The organism is Flavobacterium humidisoli, assembly GCF_023272795.1.
GTDB lineage: Bacteria > Bacteroidota > Bacteroidia > Flavobacteriales > Flavobacteriaceae > Flavobacterium > Flavobacterium humidisoli.
In genome coordinates this window covers 3,087,458-3,104,654 of record NZ_CP096829.1, presented here as the reverse complement: position 1 = coordinate 3,104,654, position 17,197 = coordinate 3,087,458, and the positions used below count along the sequence as shown (strand labels likewise).

Sequence of the window (17,197 nt, the reverse complement as noted above, 5' to 3'; positions counted from 1 at the left end):
AAAAATTAAGGCCTTACAAATGTAAGACCTTAATTTTAATTTATGCTACTATTCCCACTCAATTGTTGCTGGTGGTTTTGAACTAATATCGTAAACTACACGATTCACGCCTTTTACTTTATTGATAATATCATTTGACACTTTCATCAAGAAATCGTAAGGCAAATGAACCCAATCAGCAGTCATTCCATCTGTTGATTCTACAGCTCTAAGCGCTACTACTTTTTCGTAAGTACGCTCATCTCCCATAACACCAACACTGTTTACAGGAAGCAAAATTGCTCCCGCCTGCCAAACTTTATCATATAATCCCCAAGATTTTAATCCTTCAATAAATACAGAATCAACATCTTGTAAAATCTGTACTTTCTCTGGAGTAATATCTCCTAAAATCCTGATTGATAATCCAGGCCCTGGGAAAGGGTGTCTTCCTAATAATTCTGGATCTATTCCTAATGTAGCTCCTACTCGTCTTACTTCGTCTTTAAAAAGCATTCTAAGAGGTTCTACAATTTTTAATTTCATATAATCTGGTAATCCACCAACATTGTGGTGCGATTTAATTGTCGCAGATGGTCCTTTTACCGAAACAGATTCGATTACGTCTGGATAAATAGTTCCCTGGGCTAACCATTTTACGTCTTCTAATAAGTGCGATTCATCATCAAAAACTTCGATAAATACACGACCAATTGTTTTACGTTTTGTTTCAGGATCACTAATTCCTGCTAATTCGCCAAGAAAACGATCTCCAGCATCTACACCTTTTACATTTAACCCCATTCCTTTGTATTGATCTAATACATTTTGGAATTCGTTTTTACGTAAAAGTCCATTGTTAACAAAGATGCAGTATAAATTTTGTCCAATTGCTTTGTTTAATAAAACTGCCGCTACAGTAGAATCTACTCCTCCAGATAAGCCAAGAACCACTTTATCGTTTCCTAATTTCTCTTTCAGTTCTGCTACCATTTCGTCAACGAAAGCATTTGGTGTAAAGTTTTGAGGAACTTCAGCAATTTTTACCAAGAAATTCTCCAGCATTTTTTTTCCATCTGTTGAATGGTAAACTTCTGGATGATATTGAATTGCATAAGTAGTTTCGCCTTCAATTTTGTAAGCTGCATATTCTACATCATGTGTGCTTGCCAATTTTACAGCATTTGTTGGAAGCGCTTTGATACTATCGCTGTGGCTCATCCAAACCTGGCTATTTTCTGAAACTCCTTCAAAGAAAGTTTCACCTTCTTTAATATAAGACAAGTTTGCTCTACCGTATTCTCTTGTATTTGAAGCAGCTACTTCACCACCGCTGAAATGAGCCAAATATTGAGCTCCGTAACAAACAGCAAGCAAAGGCATTTTACCTCTAATTTGTGATAAATCAGGATGTGGCGCATCTTCTCCTCTAACAGAGAAAGGGCTTCCTCCTAAAATTACGGCTTTATAACTTGATAAATCACTTGGAATGTGATTGTAAGGAAAAATTTCGCAGAATATATTTAATTCGCGAACTCTACGCGCAATAAGCTGAGTATATTGCGATCCGAAATCTAAAATAAGTACGTTGTGTTGCATGCGCAAAAATACTTTTTATATTCGAAATTGAAAAATCGGAGCAGTGAAAAAAAACATTTTTTTTCAACGCTCCGATTTTTAGGTTTAAAGGTTCAGAGTTACAAAGGTTCAAAGGATTGTATTTTCATGGAACGTTTTTGCTTTGTTACTTTGAACCTTAAAAACAAAAATCCAAAAACTATCTTATTTCGTACATAACGAAAAACCCAACTTAATTTAACCATGAAATCAAAAATTATTGCCCTGACAGCTTTCTTGTCAATCTTTTTTAGCTCTTGCAACACTGTCGATGATTTGCTAACTTTTACTATTTCGAACAATGCTTCGATTAAAATACAAAGCACTTCTCCAATCAATTTACCTTCAGAGATTATTACGCCAGAGGTTACGACCAATTCTTCTGCTGAGTTTGAAAACAATAAAACAAAAGCAAATTTGGTGAAAGATGTAAAAATCAGATCGCTGAAATTATCTATTATAGATCCTTCGGATAAAACATTTACTTTTTTAAAATCTGTTCATCTATATATTTCTGCGTCTAACTCAGAAGAAATTGAATTAGCGTATGCAGACAATATCAATGTATCCAGCAACACGATCGATTTGATTTGTACTGATAAAAGATTAGATGAATATATAAAAGCAGACAGTTACAAAATCAGAACGAAAGTAACATTGAAAGAAACTTTAACAAAAGATGTGACTGTAAAAGCAGAAATGAAGTTTAAAGTGACCGCAGATCCGTTCTAATTTTTGAGGTTCAAAAGCCTCAAAGCAACAAAGGTCCAAAGGTAAACGAAGTGTAAAAACTTTGTTCCTTTGAACCTTTGTTGCTTTGTACCTAGTGCTGAAAGCGCTCTATTCTTTCGTAACCACTATCGACGCTTTAAAACCTGCCGCTAGATTATCCCAGTAATCATTTGTTACGAGATTGCCTTTGTCGTCGTAAACCTGTATTTCTGCAGTGTTTCCTCCTAGCGTTCCTATATTTAGAGCTTCAAAATCTAATTTATTAAAACCTTGTCCAAGATTGATTTTCACTTGCTGGAAATTGGAATCCAGTAAAATTCGGTCTCTTACCACAACTTCATTGCAAGACACTTTTACCAAATCGCCATCAATTGCTCCGAAATCTCGAAACTTCACTATAAAATATTCTGACTTCGTTTTAAAATCACCCAACGAGATATTCCTCTTCACCAATACTCCTCGCCCTTCTCTTAAACCTGCATCTTTTAAACTTTTATCCAAATCTTTTTCCATTTTGGCGACATATCGGTCGCCGGGATTAGCAAAATCTGTTTCAGTAGACATGGTAAATTTGCTTTTTTCTTCTCCAATCTGAAATTTTGATTTTGGAGTTATAGTTGTATTTTCAAAAACATTTGGCGTTTTAATGCTTGGCACATCAAGATTATTTGCCTGCGGATCTTTTACATCAGGAATCGGAGTCTTTTTTGGCTTTGCAGTAAATTTCCCCCCAGGAATAGCTTTGAATTTAGAATTAAATTCGACTTGGGCAGATACTGACAGTGCAGTAAAAAATAATATGAAAAATAAAATGTGCTTCATTGAAAAAGTATTGTCGAATGGGCTTTTATAATTAATACAAACCAAAAGTCTAGCATCACAAAAATAGTATAATTTAGTTAGGTGCTACAACTTTAGGAGTTTTATAACATTAAATTAAGCTAATTTTTGGAATCAAAAAACCTGCCAAACTCTTTTTGCTTCGCAAAAAACTAAATTCCAATTTTACAAATTACAAATTCCAAAGACTCCCTTTATAAACATATTCAATATTTTGATTATTAACAACTTATTCTTACCTTGAAGACTTTATTTACCATTTATAAATTACAGCAAAATGGATTATATAGATTACTACAAAATATTGGATGTTACAAAATCGGCTACCGAGGCAGACATCAAAAAGGCCTATAGAAAACTGGCTAGGAAATATCATCCAGATTTAAATCCGAATGATAAAGAACCCGAGAAAAAATTCAAAGAAATAAATGAAGCAAACGAAGTTTTAAGCAATCCCGAAAATCGAAAAAAATACGATAAGTACGGAAAAGACTGGAAACATGCTGAAGAATTTGAAAAAGCAGGCTACGATCCGAATCAGCAGCAAAACAGACAGCAGGGCGGTTATCAATATTCTGAAGGCGATTTCTCTGGTTTCGGAGGCGGAGATTTTTCTGGAAGTGATTTCTCCGATTTTTTCAATTCGATGTATGGCGGAGGAAGAACGCGCTCACAGTCTAAATATAGAGGACAGGACTTTAATGCCGAATTAGAACTGGATCTTAAAGCAGCTTACACAACACATAAACAAAACTTAACTGTAAACGGAAAAAATATTCGAATTACAATTCCTGCCGGTGTAGAAAACGGACAGATCATTAAAATTCCAAATCATGGCGGGCCTGGTGTAAACGGGGGTCCAAACGGCGATTTGTACATTACTTTTATAATTTCTAATAATTCCGATTTTAAACGTGAAGGAAATAATTTATACGCCGACGCACCAATTGATTTGTACACCGCTATTTTAGGCGGAGAAACGTATATCAATACTTTTGATGGAAAAGTAAAAATTAAAGTCCCAGCAGAAACTCAGCCTGGGACAAAAGTAAAATTGAAAGGAAAAGGATTTCCTGTTTATAAAAAAGAGAATCAATTTGGTGATTTATACATTACCTATACCATCAAACTTCCAACAAAACTTTCGGAGAAAGAAAAAGAGTTATTTGAAGAATTAGCAAAACTAAGAAAGTCATGAAAAATAAAAACTTAATACAGATCAAAGAGTTTTGTATCTATCACGAAATTGAAAACACTTTTATAACCGAGCTTAATAATTATGGGCTTATTCATATTATTACGGAACAAAATGACGAATTTCTGGAACCAGAACAGTTGCCAACAGTTGAAAAAATGATTCGAATGCATTATGATCTCAAAATAAATCTGGAAGGAATTGATGCAATTGCACATTTATTAAATAAGATTGAAACCTTGCAACAAAATTTAAATACGATACAAAACAAACTTCGCCTTTACGAAGAAAAAGAAACCGAATAACGATTTATATCACAAAAAAGCTTGAATTTCTGAATTGATTCAAGCTTTTTTTAATTCCTTTCAGAACCATAATTCTTAAATTGCAGCATCTTTAATTAACCTGAATTTGCTTTTAAAAATGTACAGACAAATTCGCAAAAAACTAAAAAAATGAAAAGAGAAAACATCTTAACTGGATCTCCGTGGGAAGACAAAATGGGATATTGCCGTGCCGTAAGAATTGGCAATATTGTTGAAGTTTCTGGAACTGTAGCCATTGTTGACGGTGAAAAAGTAAAAGCTGATGACGCTTATGCTCAAACCTATAACATTCTGGAGCGAGTTGAAAAAGTTTTAGAAGATTTAAATGTGGGTATGAAAGATGTTATTAGAACTAGAATTTTCACTACCAATGTTTCTACTTTTGAAGAAGTGGCAAGAGCACATTCTGCTTTCTTTAAAGATATAAAACCAACAACAGGATTTTATGAAATCAGTAAACTGGTTGCTCCAGAATATTTGGTTGAAATAGAATTTACTGCTGTTGTTCAGTAATTTTTTATAGCCACGAATTACACTAATTGCGCTAATTATTTTTTTATGCCACAGATTAAATGGATTAAAAATGATTATTTCCCTTTTAATTCGTGAAAATTGGCGAAATTCGTGGCTAAAATATTTTTATTATTTGAATGACTCCTCAATCACCAAAACAATTCCTATTATCTCTTCCTAAATGGGTTCTTATCTGTGCCTTAATTGGCATACTTTCTGGATCTGCTTCTGCATTTTTCTTAGTTTCTTTAGAATGGGTGACACAATTTAGAATTCACCATGACTGGATTATATGGTTTTTGCCTTTCGGTGGATTTCTGGTTGGATTGAGTTATTATTATTGGGGAGAATCTGTTGCAAAAGGAAACAATCTTTTATTGGAAGAATATGAAAATCCCAAAAAAGTCATTCCGTTTAAAATGGCGCCTTTAGTACTTTTAGGAACACTATTGACACATTTATTTGGAGGATCTGCAGGACGAGAAGGAACCGCAGTGCAAATGGGAGGCGCAATTGCCGACCAATTTACAAAATTCTTCAAACTTGATAATTCAGAACGCAAGATTCTGATTATTCTCGGAATCAGCGCGGGTTTTGCTTCTGTTTTTGGAACTCCTCTTGCGGGAGCTATTTTTGCTTTAGAAGTTTTATACTTCAGTAAAATTAATTTTAAAAGCATTTTACTTTCTTTTTTAGTGGCTTACGCAGCTTATTTTACAGTAGAATTTTGGAAAATAAAACATACACATTACAGCATTCCAGTTGTTCCAGAACTTAGTTTAAACAATATTATTTTCACTCTAATTGTTGGAATTTTATCAGGATTTGCTGCTCTATTATTTTCTAGAAGTACTCATTTCTGGAGTTCCCTTTTTTCAAAAAACATTAAATATCCTCCGCTTCGTCCTGTAATTGGAGGTGTGGTTTTGGCTATTGCCATTGCCGGTTTCGGATTTACAAAATTCTCTGGATTAGGAGTTCCTGTAATTGTCGATTCCTTTTCGAATCCAAACCAATGGTATGATTTTCTACTTAAAATATTGTTTACAGGATTTACTTTAGGAGCAGGTTTTAAAGGTGGCGAAGTAACGCCGCTATTTTTTGTCGGTGCGACTTTAGGAAGCGCTTTATCGACCGTAATTCCAATGCCAATTGCACTTTTAGCAGGAATCGGATTTGTTGCTGTTTTCTCGGGCGCAACCCACACTCCTATTGCTTGTACGATTATGGGAATGGAGTTATTCGGAATTGATCCTGGAATATTCATCGCAATTGCCTGTACAATTGCTTATTTTTCTTCTGGTTCTGTCGGAATTTACAAATCACAGATTGTTAAAGGTGCGAAATACAAATTGTATCAGAGATTAAATTCCAATTTTTAAAATCTCAAATTTCAAATAGGGATAAAAACTGAGAACTGCAACTGAACAGTAAAAACGGACTACTAACTACTCCGTCTGTCTACTAAAATTATTTTCAGCATTACATTAAAAAAATGTAAATTCGCACACTATGAAAATACAAGATATTCAAGCGATTCAATTATTACTCGCCACCCCAAAGAAAATTGTCATCATTCCGCACAGAGGACCAGATGGCGATGCAATGGGATCAACGTTAGGTTTATACCATTTTTTAATTAAAAACAATCATCAGGCAACAGTAATTGCTCCGAATGATTTTCCTAATTTTTTAGCTTGGCTTCCAGGATCTGAAACCGTAAAAATATTCGAAAAAGAAACCGAAATCTGTACACAAATTTTAGAAGAAGCTGAAATCATTTTCACACTTGATTTTAATGCTTTTCACCGTACAGGCGAAATGGAGCATACTTTAGCGAAGCTGAAAGCTACTTTCATTATGATCGATCATCATCAAAAGCCTGATGATTATGCTACCTATACCTATTCAGATACTTCATACGGATCAACTTGCGAAATGGTTTATAACTTTATCACTTTCTTAAACAAAAAAGAAGATATTGATAAAACCATTGCAACTTGCATCTACACAGGTATTTTAACCGATTCTGGTTCTTTCCGTTTTCCTGGTACAACAGGAAATACACATAGAATTATTGCAGAATTAATTGATTTAGGAGTTGAAAATACACAGATTCCTGTATTGCTTTTTGACAATAGTTCTTTCAGCAGATTACAATTATTAGGACGTGCTTTGCAGAACATGAAGATCCTTGAAAATCATAAAACATCCTATACGACGTTAACACAAGAAGAGCTAGATTCTTTTAATTATGTTAAAGGTGATACCGAAGGAATTGTTAATTATGGCTTAAGTATAAAAGATATTGTTTTTACTGCTATTTTTATCGAAAATAAAGACGAAGGCATTATCAAGATTTCATTCCGTTCGCAAGGAGGTTTTGATGTAAATCAGTTTGCTCGAGATCATTTCAACGGTGGCGGACATAGCAATGCAGCTGGAGGAAGATCTGAAGTTTCGATGCAAGAAACAGTTAATAAATTTGAAGATTTAGTAAAAAAACTAAAATTATAATCCAAATCATGAATTACCTAAAACTTAGCATTTACACTTTGCTTTTTACGGTTTTATTAAGCAGCTGTAAGCATCATGAAGAAGCCAGAAGACCCATTTCTAGAGCTTCGGGAACATTCATGAAAAAATCGGCTGACCGAAATAAAAAATTAGTGGCAAATGAAGAAGATGTCATTAAGAAAATAATTAAAAGCAATCCGAAAGTAAAATATTATGCTACTCCAAAAGGCTATTGGTTTTATTATGACGAAAGAAATACAAATGAAACTGTAGCTCCAAGAAAAGGCGATATTGCTTACTTTAATATGGAAGTAAAAGACATAAAAGGCAATGTCATTTATTCTGAATCTGATCTTGGCCCTCAAACTTACTATGTAGATAAACAAGACATTATGATGGGGCTTCGTGACGGAATAAAAAGAATGCATAAAAACGAAACTGTTACGTTTTTATTTCCATCACATATGGCTTACGGGTATCACGGAGATAATAAAAAAATTGGTACAAACGAATCTCTAATCGTTACAGTAACGCTTAGAAATTTTGTTCCAGATCCTGCGGCACCAACAGTAAAAACAGCTGCTCAACCATCAGCCGTAGCGCCAAAACCTGTAGTTGCAAAACCTGCTGCGCCAGCTAAAAAAGACACATTACATTAACTCAATAAAAACAACATCTTAAAATGAAAAAGAGTATTTTATTATTACTAATAGCCGTAGGCTCATTTTATTCTTGTAAAGATGACCACAGTAATCTTCCTGATGGTTTATATGCCGATATAGAAACAAACAAAGGTCACATCATTGTAGAGCTTGATTACAAAAAAGCACCAATTACAGTGGCTAACTTTGTGACTTTAGCTGAAGGTAAAAACGAGTTTGTAACGCACGAGCAATTAAAAAAGAAACCTTTCTTTGACGGTTTAAAATTCCACCGAGTAATTGAAAGTTTCATGATTCAAAGTGGTGATCCATTAGGAACTGGTTCTGGAGATACTGGATATAAATTTAAAGATGAATTCTCAGATTTAAAATTTGACAAAGCTGGAGTTTTAGCGATGGCAAATAACGGGCCTGGAACAAACAGCAGCCAGTTTTTTATTACTCACGTAGAAACTCCTTGGTTAGACAACCTACACACTATTTTTGGTCATGTTGTAAGTGCAAAAGATCAAGAGGTAGTAAACAAAGTTGTTCAAGGAGACAATATCGTTGCTGTAACTATTATTAGAAATGGTGAAGCGGCGAAAAAATTCGATGCTGTAAAAGTATTCCACGATTATTTTGCTGACATTGCAAAAGAACAACAAAAATACGCTGGAGCTCAAAAAGAAAAAGTAGATTATTATGCTACTCTAAAGCCAAAAGCAACTAAAACTACAAGCGGTTTAGAATATGTAATTACAGAAAAAGGAAGTGGCAAGAAACCTGCTATTGGAAGTCAAATTTACATTCACTACGCTGGTTTCCTTGAAAACGGAACTTTATTTGACACTAGCATTGAAGAAGTTGCAAAAGAATTCGGGAAATTTGATCCTGCAAGAGCACAAGCACAAGCTTACAAACCAATTGAATTTAAAGCAGGCCGTAAAGATGGCTTAATTCCAGGGTTTATTGAAGGTGTTGAGCAATTGTCTTATGGTGACAAAGCAGTTCTTTTCATTCCATCGCACTTAGCTTACGGAGCAACTGGCGCTGGAGGTGTAATTCCGCCAAACGCTAATATTATTTTCGAAATCCAGATTTCAGACAAACAGTAATTGAATTAAAGACTTAAAATTTTAAAAGCAATGAAATTTAAATTTCTATTTTTATTTTGCTTAGCCATAGTAAATATACAAGCTCAAACTAAAAAACCTGCTACAAAACCAGCAGCAAAACCTACAACTACAGCAGCTGCTGCGTCAAATCCTGGGGATGGGATTTTTGCTACTATATCTACTACAAAAGGAGACATTGTTCTTTCCTTAGAATATGTTAAAGCTCCCGTTACAGTAGCAAACTTTATTACTTTAGCAGAAGGTACAAATCCTAACGTTAAAGCATCTCTTAAAGGAAAACCATTTTACAACGGATTAAAATTCCATAGAGTAATTAACGATTTCATGATTCAGGGTGGTGATCCTGACGGAAACGGTTCTGGAGGTCCAGGATATTCTTTTAAAGATGAATTTGTAGACGATTTAAAATTCGAAAAAGGCGGTGTTCTTGCCATGGCAAATTCTGGCCCAGCAACAAACGGAAGCCAGTTTTTCATTACACATAAAGATACTCCTTGGTTGAACGGAAAACACACTATTTTTGGCCATGTTGTTTCAGGAATGGATAATGTAAATAAAATTGTTCAGGACGATGTAATGACAAAAATTGTTATTACACGCAAAGGTGCAGCAGCAAAGAAATTTGATGCCTTAAAAGTTTTAAGTGATGATGTAAAAAAAGAAGCTGCTAAAAAAGAAGAAGCAAAAAAAGTAATAACTGCAAAAGCGGCTTATTTTAAAGACTTAAAAGCAAAAGCAACTGCAACAGCTTCTGGGTTAAAATATGTAATCACTCAAAAAGGTACTGGTGTTAAAGGTGCTGAAGGTTCTACAATCTACTTTCACTACGCTGGATATTTTGAAGACGGAAACTTATTTGACAGCAGTATGGCTCCAGTCGCAAAAGCATATGGAAAATATGATGCCAATAGAGATGCCCAAGGTGGCTACAAGGCTTTTCCTTTTACAGTTGGTAAAAAAGAAGGAATGATTCCTGGTTTTCTTGAAGCTCTTGATATGATGACAGACGGAGAAAAAGCGATTTTCTTCTTACCTTCAAATTTAGCGTATGGCGAAAAAGGTGCTGGCGGAGTTATTCCTCCAAATGCAACTTTGATTTTTGAAATTGAAACTTATCAAAACCAGCCTAAGTAATTAGAAAATAGAAGATTTATTCTTTATACATATAAAAAGCCATCAGAATTATTCTTGATGGCTTTTCTATTTTTTGTCATTTGATTTTTTAAAGAATTCTTAATTTAAGCTTTTAAAAATCCATTCCATTACAATTAAATCACTATTTTCAACATAGTACAAGAGAATCCTAAACAAAATAGCTTACCTTTGCCGGCTTAATTTTTTAAAAACAGATAATTTATGACGTCGCAAAATAATGTATTAAAGGGTGTTTTTCTTGTTGCTTTGGGAGCAACTACTTACGGAATGTTAGCTACTTTTGTAAAAATGGCCTATTCTGAAGGATACACAACTGCAGAAGTAACGACCTCACAGTTTATATACGGAATTCTAGGTATTCTTGCAATCAATCTCTTTCAGCGCATTAAAAATAAAAACAAGCCTGCCGTAAAAGCATCTCGTAAAAATATCTTCAATTTAATGCTTGCTGGAACTTCTTTAGGAATGACAAGCTTATTTTATTATTTGGCGGTAAAATATATTCCTGTTTCTATCGGAATCGTTTTACTGATGCAAACCGTTTGGATGGGTGTTTTGCTTGAAATGATTTTAGAAAAAAAACTGCCTTCAAAACAAAAAGTAATTGCAGTACTTATTGTGCTTTTCGGAACTGTTTTAGCCACTAATATTATCAATAATGATATCGAATTAGACTGGAGAGGTTTATTTTGGGGAATGTTGGCTGCTGCTTCTTTTACTACAACTATGTTTACTGCAAATAGTGTAGCAACCGAAATTTCATCTGCTCAAAGAAGTCTTTATATGCTTTTGGGTGGTGCTGTTATTGTATTTTCGTTTGCTTTTGCAACACAGGTTACTGCTTTTAATATGGAAATCTTCCTTAAATGGGGAATTGTATTATCATTATTTGGTACAATAATTCCACCGCTTTTAATGACGGCAGGTTTTCCATTAACTGGAATTGGACTAGGAAGTATTGTTTCTGCCCTAGAACTGCCGGTTTCGGTGATGATGGCCTATGTTTTATTAAACGAAAAAGTAATCTTCTCTCAATGGGTCGGCATTGTATTGATTATTCTAGCCATAATTATTATGAATGTAAATTTCAAGTCAAAAAAATAACCCAAAATACATACTTTCAAAAAAAGAAGTCTTGTAATGCAATAATTGTTAATTTTTTTATAAATTCGTGATAAACAATTATATATCATGATTTTACCTTGGCATTTATATTTAATGGCTTTCCTTTATATTCTTGCTGGGATAAATCATTTTAGAAAACCTGGAATGTACATAAAGATCATTCCGCCTGCATTTAAAAACCCCAAATTAATAAATATTTTAAGTGGTGCCGCTGAGATTATTCTAGGCATCTTGCTAATCCTGCCTTTTACAACGCCTATTGCCGCTTGGGGAATTATAATGCTATTGATTGCTGTTTTCCCTGCCAATTTGTACATGTTTCAAAATAAAAAAGCAGGTTTTGGTTTACCAATATGGATTTTATTTGTACGTTTGCCCTTACAAATTGTTTTGATTTATTGGGCTTACCAATATACATTCTAACATTAACCATTTAAAATTATTTTATTATGAAAAAATTATTTGCAGAGTTTTTCGGAACTTATTGGCTTGTTTTTGGTGGATGCGGAAGCGCAATCTTTGCAGCGGGAATTCCAAATTTAGGAATTGGATTTGCTGGTGTTGCGCTTGCTTTTGGTTTAACGGTACTTACAATGGCATATGCTGTTGGCCACATTTCTGGCGGTCACTTTAATCCCGCTGTTTCTTTTGGTTTATGGGCTGGCGGAAGATTTTCGGCCAAAGATCTTATTCCGTACATCATTGCACAATGTGTTGGAGCTATTGCGGCAGCAGGAACTTTATATACAATAGCTTCTGGAAAAGCTGGTTTTGCAATTGACAGTACAAAAGCTGGAGCCTTTGCATCTAACGGTTTTGGAGCTTTTTCTCCTGATGGCTATTCCTTACAGTCTGCTTTTATTGCAGAGTTTGTACTTACATTATTCTTTTTATTAGTGATTTTAGGAGCAACTGATAAATTTGCAAATGGCAGATTTGCAGGAATCGCAATCGGTTTGGCGTTAACTTTAATACACTTAATCAGTATTCCTATTACTAATACTTCTGTAAACCCAGCGAGATCTTTATCACAAGCGATTTTTATTGGCGGAGAGCCATTATCTCAGGTTTGGCTGTTTTGGGTTGCCCCTATTCTTGGTGCATTAGCAGCAGGCTTCCTTTATAAAACACTGCTTCAAAATCATACGGAAGCTTAATAACTGAAAAAAAATCAATTTCTAATTTAAAAAAAAATAAAATACATGGAATTTTTATATTTCTTACTTATAGGTGCCATTTCTGGATGGCTAGCGGGTCAAATCTGGAAAGGTGCCGGATTCGGTTTAATTGGTAATATTATTGTCGGAATCATAGGCGGATTTATTGGAGGATGGATTGCTGGAAAACTTGGCATTGGAGGTGGCGGTCTTCTGTGGCAGATTCTGATTGCTGTAGGAGGTGCGTGGGTTTTACTATTTATAATCAGCCTCATCAAAAAATAATACCCTAAATAATAATTTCTAAAGAGAAAATCAGATATATTTATATTTGGTTTTCTCTTTTTTATTGGAGTAAAACCAAAAGAAATCTTTAATTAATTCAAATATTTATGTATCATGAATGACATTATTAATTATTTTTCTACAATTCCCTCTTCGCATAGAAGTTTGATTTTGGTTGGTGGTATTACTATTTTCTGGCTTATTGAGAACAGTTTTCCTTTGTTTAAAATGCAATATAAAAAATGGCCTCACGCAGGTATAAATTTCTTTTTTACCTTCACTACAATTGTTGTCAATTTTATTCTTGCGTTTATTTTAATACGAACTGCTGCTTGGACAATCGAAAATAATTTTGGAATTCTGCAATGGCTTCCAAAAATGCCAATCTGGCTATATACTATAATTGGTTTACTGCTTTTGGATTTAATTGGCGCTTATCTAGCCCATTTGGTAGAACACAAAGTAAAAATTCTTTGGCAGTTTCATTTGGTGCACCATACCGACACTTGGATCGATACCACAACTGCCAATAGACATCATCCTGGAGAAAGTGTAGTACGTTTTATTTTTACCACTTTAGGCGTTTTAATTATCGGGACACCAATGTGGATGGTTTTTCTTTATCAATCATTATCGGTTGTTGCTTCACAATTTAACCACGCCAATATTTCGCTTCCAGAAAAATTGGATTTATTCTTAAGTTATTTTATTGTTTCTCCGAATATGCATAAAGTGCATCATCATTATGTGCTGCCTTATACAGATAGCAATTATGGGAATATTTTTTCTATTTGGGACAGGCTTTTTAAGACCTTTAACTACTTACCCAAAGATCAACTTGTATATGGAGTAGATACTCATATGAAGTCTGAAGAAAACAATGAATTGAAGAATCTGCTAAAAATTCCATTTCAAAAATCAAGATCCTTCAAAAACAGTTAAAATCATTAAAAAAATTGAACTTTACTGAACCAACTTATTATTTTTTTTTTTAATATTGATACAGAAATTGAAAATCAATCTATTAATAATTAACACCCTATTTTGAATTAATTTTCACGAGATGAAAAAGAGTAGCCGCAAAGAATTAACTCCGGAACAAACCGAAAGACTTGTTTCGTTAGCTTTAGAAGAAAGAAATCCATTTGAAATTATAAAGAAAGAATTTGGATTGGCAGAAAAAGAAGTCCTGGACATCATGAAAAAGAAAATGCCTCTTGAAAAATTTGAGATGTGGAAAAAGAAGGCAATTGCAAATAAACCAAAACCAAAACCCGTTAAAATAGATGATTTTGATGAAGATTTGGACGGAAAATATTATATCAAGAATAAATTAGACTAAAATAAAGCTCCTGTTTTTCAGGAGTTTTTTTTTATCTTTAAATATAATGTGATTTTTTAGTAACTTTTCGGTACTTTTTGTGTCAAACAATATAACTAAACATATAAAAATGAAAAAAATACTTTACACCTTAGCTCTAGCGGTAACTTTTTGGAGCTGTAAAACAGGTAGCACTGGTGCCGCAAAAAGCAATATAGTTGAAGTTAATATCAATCTAAGTGATGTTAAAGACGATAAGGTCTTGGTAACCGTTACGCCACCAGCCATTAAGACTGATGAAATTACTTATAGTATTCCGAAAACCGTTCCAGGTACTTATTCTACAGATAATTACGGAAAATATTCAGAAGATTTTAAAGCTTTTGATGCTAAAGGAAACGCTCTTACTGTAAAAAGATTAGGTGATAATTCTTGGTCTATCTCAAACGCAAAGACATTAAAGAGAATTACTTATCTGGTAAATGATACTTTCGATACAGAAAAAGGAACTGGATTTGGAAATGACGATGTTTTTTCTCCAGCAGGAACAAACATCGATGCAGGAAAAAATTTCATGGTTAATACTCATGGTTTTGTAGGGTATTTTCAAGATAAGTTAGACGTTCCGTACAAAGTTACTATTACGCATCCTGAAACACTTTGGGGAGCTACTTCTATGACAGATCAAGATGCAAGCAATACTTCTGATGTGTTTACTACTTCTCGTTATGCTATTTTGGTAGAAAACCCAATTATGTATTCTAAACCGGATTACACTACTTTTAATGTAAACGGAATGGACATCTTAATTGCTGTGTACTCTCCTACTGGAAAATATACTGCAGAGAGCATTACTCCAGAGATGAAAACGATGATGACAGCGCAGAAAAACTTTTTAGGAAAAGTAAATTCTACTAAAAAATACACTGTTTTGGTCTATCTTTCAAGCATGGCTAAAGACGATGCTCATGGTTTTGGAGCTTTAGAACACCCTACTGCTACAACTGTAGTTTTACCAGAATCAATGCCAAAAGAAAAATTGGTAGAAACACTAAAAGATGTGGTTTCTCACGAATTCTTTCATATTGTAACTCCATTAACTATTCACTCAAAAGAAATTCAGTATTTTGATTACAATGCACCAAAGATGTCTGAACATTTATGGATGTATGAAGGTGTAACAGAATATTTTGCTAATCTATTCCAAATTAACCAAGGTTTAATTGACGAAGCCGAATTCTACACTCGTATTGCAGACAAGATTGCACAATCTAAACAGTTAGATGATACGATGTCGTTTACAGTAATGAGTAAAAATGTATTAGATCAGCCTTATAAAGATCAATATTTAAATGTATACCAAAAAGGTGCTCTAATTGGTATGTGTATTGACATTATCATTAGAGAGAAAAGTAATGGCGAAAGAGGAATTCTTGATTTAATGCATAAATTATCTGATGAATATGGCGTTGAAAAACCTTTTAATGACGATGAATTATTCGCAAAAATCACTTCTTTAACTTATCCTGAAGTGGGTGACTTTTTAAATAAATATGTTGCTGGAACTACTCCAATTCCTTACGATTTTTATCTAGCAAAAGTTGGTGTTACAAAAGCAAGCGAGAAAAAATCTGGAAATCCGTTCATTAAAGGACAAACTCCTTACATTACTATTGATAAAGCAACAAAAGAAATCGCGGTTCGTCCTGAATCAGAATCAATCGAATTCTTTAAAAACTTAAACTTAAAAGGTGGTGATAAAATTTTAGCTGTAAACAATAAATCATACAATCTAGATAATATTTACGATTTAATTACAGAAAGTGAAAACTGGAAAGAAAATGATCCTATTACACTTAAAGTAAAACGTGGAACTAAAGAAGAAACCATTAAAGGAACTGTAAAATTACCATTTGAAGAATCTGAAACTTTTAAAGCAACTGATGCTTCAAAAGAGAAACTTAAAAATGCATGGTTAAAAGGATAAATTCTTTTTAAGGACATAAAAAAACCGACAATCGCTTGTCGGTTTTTTTTATGCCTTTTAGGAACTTTGACAAAGTTTTCTATATGCTATTTCTTTACAGGAAATTTCCAATCAAACTCATCTTTGCCGTTGATGATGGCTCCAATTTCAAACTTAACCACTTCATCAAATTCTGTTTGAAGGATAAATCAATTGTCTTCGTTGAAGTAATTTTCGAAAGTATCAAAAGTTTCTTGAGTGTATTTTGTGATTCCTTTTGTTGCGAAATCTTTCTTTACATCAGCAATTTTTCTTCCGATTAATTGGAATCCGAAAACTTCTAGACTACTGCTTGATGCTACAATATATCCCAATTTAAGATCTTCTTCCTCATAAAAAGTTAATCTCATTTTATGGGCATTGTAAACAAAAATTACGTTATCGTCTTCGTCTTTATAGTTTTTATCAGGTTTTCCTAAAACTGCTGTTACATCATTCTGCTTCATTCCGAAAAGCAGTTTATCAATTCCTGATTTTAGATTTATTTTCATATCTCGTTTTCTTTATTTGAAGTGCAAATTTCGTGAAGTTTTTTATTGTTTTGCCATGAATTGGATAAATTTTCGCGAATTCTTTGTCAGGCTAAGCGAAGTCGAAGCCCTTTTCAGAACAATAGCCCTTCGACTTCG

Annotated in this window: 18 protein-coding genes and 1 pseudogene; 16 read left to right on the top strand and 3 right to left on the bottom strand. The window is 33.7% G+C overall.

Going from position 1 to position 17,197, the window contains the following annotated elements:
- Window positions 1–48: 48 nt before the first annotated feature.
- A complete protein-coding gene (gene guaA, locus M0M44_RS13305) occupies window positions 49–1,578 on the bottom strand; it encodes a glutamine-hydrolyzing GMP synthase (RefSeq protein WP_012024443.1) in 1,530 nt (509 codons plus the stop codon).
- A gap of 222 nt (window positions 1,579–1,800) precedes the next feature.
- On the opposite strand from guaA, the gene M0M44_RS13300 reads away from it, so the two are divergent.
- Complete coding sequence (locus M0M44_RS13300) at window positions 1,801–2,328, top strand: hypothetical protein (RefSeq protein ID WP_248726080.1); 528 nt, start codon at window positions 1,801–1,803, stop codon at window positions 2,326–2,328.
- Between the two features lie 108 nt (window positions 2,329–2,436).
- On the opposite strand, the gene M0M44_RS13295 is transcribed toward M0M44_RS13300, so the two are convergent.
- Window positions 2,437–3,150 (bottom strand): hypothetical protein, encoded by a 714-nt coding sequence (locus M0M44_RS13295; RefSeq protein ID WP_248726079.1) that lies wholly within the window; start codon window positions 3,148–3,150, stop codon window positions 2,437–2,439.
- Window positions 3,151–3,445: 295 nt separating this feature from the next.
- Here M0M44_RS13295 and M0M44_RS13290 point away from each other — a divergent pair, with 295 nt between their 5' ends.
- The 15 genes from M0M44_RS13290 (at window position 3,446) to M0M44_RS13220 (ending at window position 16,529) form a co-directional block, all read left to right on the top strand.
- Window positions 3,446–4,366, top strand: a complete 921-nt coding sequence (locus tag M0M44_RS13290; RefSeq protein ID WP_248726078.1) for a DnaJ C-terminal domain-containing protein — start codon at window positions 3,446–3,448, stop codon at window positions 4,364–4,366.
- Window positions 4,363–4,668 carry a chaperone modulator CbpM gene (locus M0M44_RS13285; protein ID WP_248726077.1) on the top strand — a complete coding sequence of 102 codons (306 nt, stop codon included), beginning with the start codon at window positions 4,363–4,365 and terminating at the stop codon, window positions 4,666–4,668. The genes M0M44_RS13290 and M0M44_RS13285 overlap by 4 nt, the downstream gene beginning before the upstream one ends.
- A 150-nt stretch (window positions 4,669–4,818) precedes the next feature.
- Complete coding sequence (locus M0M44_RS13280) at window positions 4,819–5,202, top strand: RidA family protein (RefSeq protein ID WP_095929905.1); 384 nt, start codon at window positions 4,819–4,821, stop codon at window positions 5,200–5,202.
- A 137-nt stretch (window positions 5,203–5,339) separates the two neighbouring features.
- Entirely contained in the window at window positions 5,340–6,584 is a 1,245-nt protein-coding gene (locus tag M0M44_RS13275; protein WP_248726076.1) for a voltage-gated chloride channel family protein, read from the top strand.
- A gap of 130 nt (window positions 6,585–6,714) precedes the next feature.
- Window positions 6,715–7,719 carry a DHH family phosphoesterase gene (locus tag M0M44_RS13270; protein ID WP_095929903.1) on the top strand — a complete coding sequence of 335 codons (1,005 nt, stop codon included), beginning with the start codon at window positions 6,715–6,717 and terminating at the stop codon, window positions 7,717–7,719.
- An 8-nt stretch (window positions 7,720–7,727) separates the two neighbouring features.
- Window positions 7,728–8,378, top strand: a complete 651-nt coding sequence (gene gldI, locus M0M44_RS13265) for a gliding motility-associated peptidyl-prolyl isomerase GldI (RefSeq protein WP_248726075.1) — start codon at window positions 7,728–7,730, stop codon at window positions 8,376–8,378.
- Window positions 8,379–8,401: 23 nt separating this feature from the next.
- Entirely contained in the window at window positions 8,402–9,478 is a 1,077-nt protein-coding gene (locus M0M44_RS13260; protein ID WP_248726074.1) for a peptidylprolyl isomerase, read from the top strand.
- A 30-nt stretch (window positions 9,479–9,508) separates the two neighbouring features.
- Window positions 9,509–10,633 carry a peptidylprolyl isomerase gene (locus M0M44_RS13255; RefSeq protein ID WP_248726073.1) on the top strand — a complete coding sequence of 375 codons (1,125 nt, stop codon included), beginning with the start codon at window positions 9,509–9,511 and terminating at the stop codon, window positions 10,631–10,633.
- Window positions 10,634–10,855: 222 nt separating this feature from the next.
- Window positions 10,856–11,758: an EamA family transporter gene (locus M0M44_RS13250; RefSeq protein WP_248726072.1), complete on the top strand. Its 903-nt coding sequence runs from the start codon at window positions 10,856–10,858 to the stop codon at window positions 11,756–11,758.
- Between the two features lie 87 nt (window positions 11,759–11,845).
- On the top strand, window positions 11,846–12,202 hold the full coding sequence (locus M0M44_RS13245) for a DoxX family protein (protein WP_248726071.1): 357 nt from the start codon (window positions 11,846–11,848) through the stop codon (window positions 12,200–12,202).
- A gap of 26 nt (window positions 12,203–12,228) precedes the next feature.
- The gene (aqpZ, locus tag M0M44_RS13240) at window positions 12,229–12,936 is read left to right on the top strand and encodes an aquaporin Z (RefSeq protein ID WP_248726070.1); all 708 of its coding nucleotides are present in this window, start codon (window positions 12,229–12,231) and stop codon (window positions 12,934–12,936) included.
- 45 nt (window positions 12,937–12,981) lie between these two features.
- Complete coding sequence (locus M0M44_RS13235; RefSeq protein WP_111286841.1) at window positions 12,982–13,221, top strand: GlsB/YeaQ/YmgE family stress response membrane protein; 240 nt, start codon at window positions 12,982–12,984, stop codon at window positions 13,219–13,221.
- Between the two features lie 114 nt (window positions 13,222–13,335).
- Window positions 13,336–14,163 (top strand): sterol desaturase family protein, encoded by an 828-nt coding sequence (locus tag M0M44_RS13230; protein ID WP_248726069.1) that lies wholly within the window; start codon window positions 13,336–13,338, stop codon window positions 14,161–14,163.
- Window positions 14,164–14,284: 121 nt separating this feature from the next.
- Window positions 14,285–14,563 carry a DUF2805 domain-containing protein gene (locus M0M44_RS13225; protein WP_008462445.1) on the top strand — a complete coding sequence of 93 codons (279 nt, stop codon included), beginning with the start codon at window positions 14,285–14,287 and terminating at the stop codon, window positions 14,561–14,563.
- A gap of 109 nt (window positions 14,564–14,672) precedes the next feature.
- The gene (locus tag M0M44_RS13220) at window positions 14,673–16,529 is read left to right on the top strand and encodes a M61 family metallopeptidase (protein WP_248726068.1); all 1,857 of its coding nucleotides are present in this window, start codon (window positions 14,673–14,675) and stop codon (window positions 16,527–16,529) included.
- Window positions 16,530–16,615: 86 nt separating this feature from the next.
- On the opposite strand, the pseudogene M0M44_RS13215 reads toward M0M44_RS13220, so the two are convergent.
- Window positions 16,616–17,059: pseudogene (locus M0M44_RS13215) on the bottom strand (hypothetical protein).
- Window positions 17,060–17,197: the final 138 nt, after the last annotated feature.

What these genes read in the sequence shown, in the direction of transcription:
- guaA (WP_012024443.1), bottom strand. Translation starts at nt 1,578, where the DNA reads ATGCAACACAACGTACTTATTTTAGATTTCGGATCGCAATATACTCAG.
- M0M44_RS13300 (WP_248726080.1), top strand. Translation starts at nt 1,801, where the DNA reads ATGAAATCAAAAATTATTGCCCTGACAGCTTTCTTGTCAATCTTTTTT.
- M0M44_RS13295 (WP_248726079.1), bottom strand. Translation starts at nt 3,150, where the DNA reads ATGAAGCACATTTTATTTTTCATATTATTTTTTACTGCACTGTCAGTA.
- M0M44_RS13290 (WP_248726078.1), top strand. Translation starts at nt 3,446, where the DNA reads ATGGATTATATAGATTACTACAAAATATTGGATGTTACAAAATCGGCT.
- M0M44_RS13285 (WP_248726077.1), top strand. Translation starts at nt 4,363, where the DNA reads ATGAAAAATAAAAACTTAATACAGATCAAAGAGTTTTGTATCTATCAC.
- M0M44_RS13280 (WP_095929905.1), top strand. Translation starts at nt 4,819, where the DNA reads ATGAAAAGAGAAAACATCTTAACTGGATCTCCGTGGGAAGACAAAATG.
- M0M44_RS13275 (WP_248726076.1), top strand. Translation starts at nt 5,340, where the DNA reads ATGACTCCTCAATCACCAAAACAATTCCTATTATCTCTTCCTAAATGG.
- M0M44_RS13270 (WP_095929903.1), top strand. Translation starts at nt 6,715, where the DNA reads ATGAAAATACAAGATATTCAAGCGATTCAATTATTACTCGCCACCCCA.
- gldI (WP_248726075.1), top strand. Translation starts at nt 7,728, where the DNA reads ATGAATTACCTAAAACTTAGCATTTACACTTTGCTTTTTACGGTTTTA.
- M0M44_RS13260 (WP_248726074.1), top strand. Translation starts at nt 8,402, where the DNA reads ATGAAAAAGAGTATTTTATTATTACTAATAGCCGTAGGCTCATTTTAT.
- M0M44_RS13255 (WP_248726073.1), top strand. Translation starts at nt 9,509, where the DNA reads ATGAAATTTAAATTTCTATTTTTATTTTGCTTAGCCATAGTAAATATA.
- M0M44_RS13250 (WP_248726072.1), top strand. Translation starts at nt 10,856, where the DNA reads ATGACGTCGCAAAATAATGTATTAAAGGGTGTTTTTCTTGTTGCTTTG.
- M0M44_RS13245 (WP_248726071.1), top strand. Translation starts at nt 11,846, where the DNA reads ATGATTTTACCTTGGCATTTATATTTAATGGCTTTCCTTTATATTCTT.
- aqpZ (WP_248726070.1), top strand. Translation starts at nt 12,229, where the DNA reads ATGAAAAAATTATTTGCAGAGTTTTTCGGAACTTATTGGCTTGTTTTT.
- M0M44_RS13235 (WP_111286841.1), top strand. Translation starts at nt 12,982, where the DNA reads ATGGAATTTTTATATTTCTTACTTATAGGTGCCATTTCTGGATGGCTA.
- M0M44_RS13230 (WP_248726069.1), top strand. Translation starts at nt 13,336, where the DNA reads ATGAATGACATTATTAATTATTTTTCTACAATTCCCTCTTCGCATAGA.
- M0M44_RS13225 (WP_008462445.1), top strand. Translation starts at nt 14,285, where the DNA reads ATGAAAAAGAGTAGCCGCAAAGAATTAACTCCGGAACAAACCGAAAGA.
- M0M44_RS13220 (WP_248726068.1), top strand. Translation starts at nt 14,673, where the DNA reads ATGAAAAAAATACTTTACACCTTAGCTCTAGCGGTAACTTTTTGGAGC.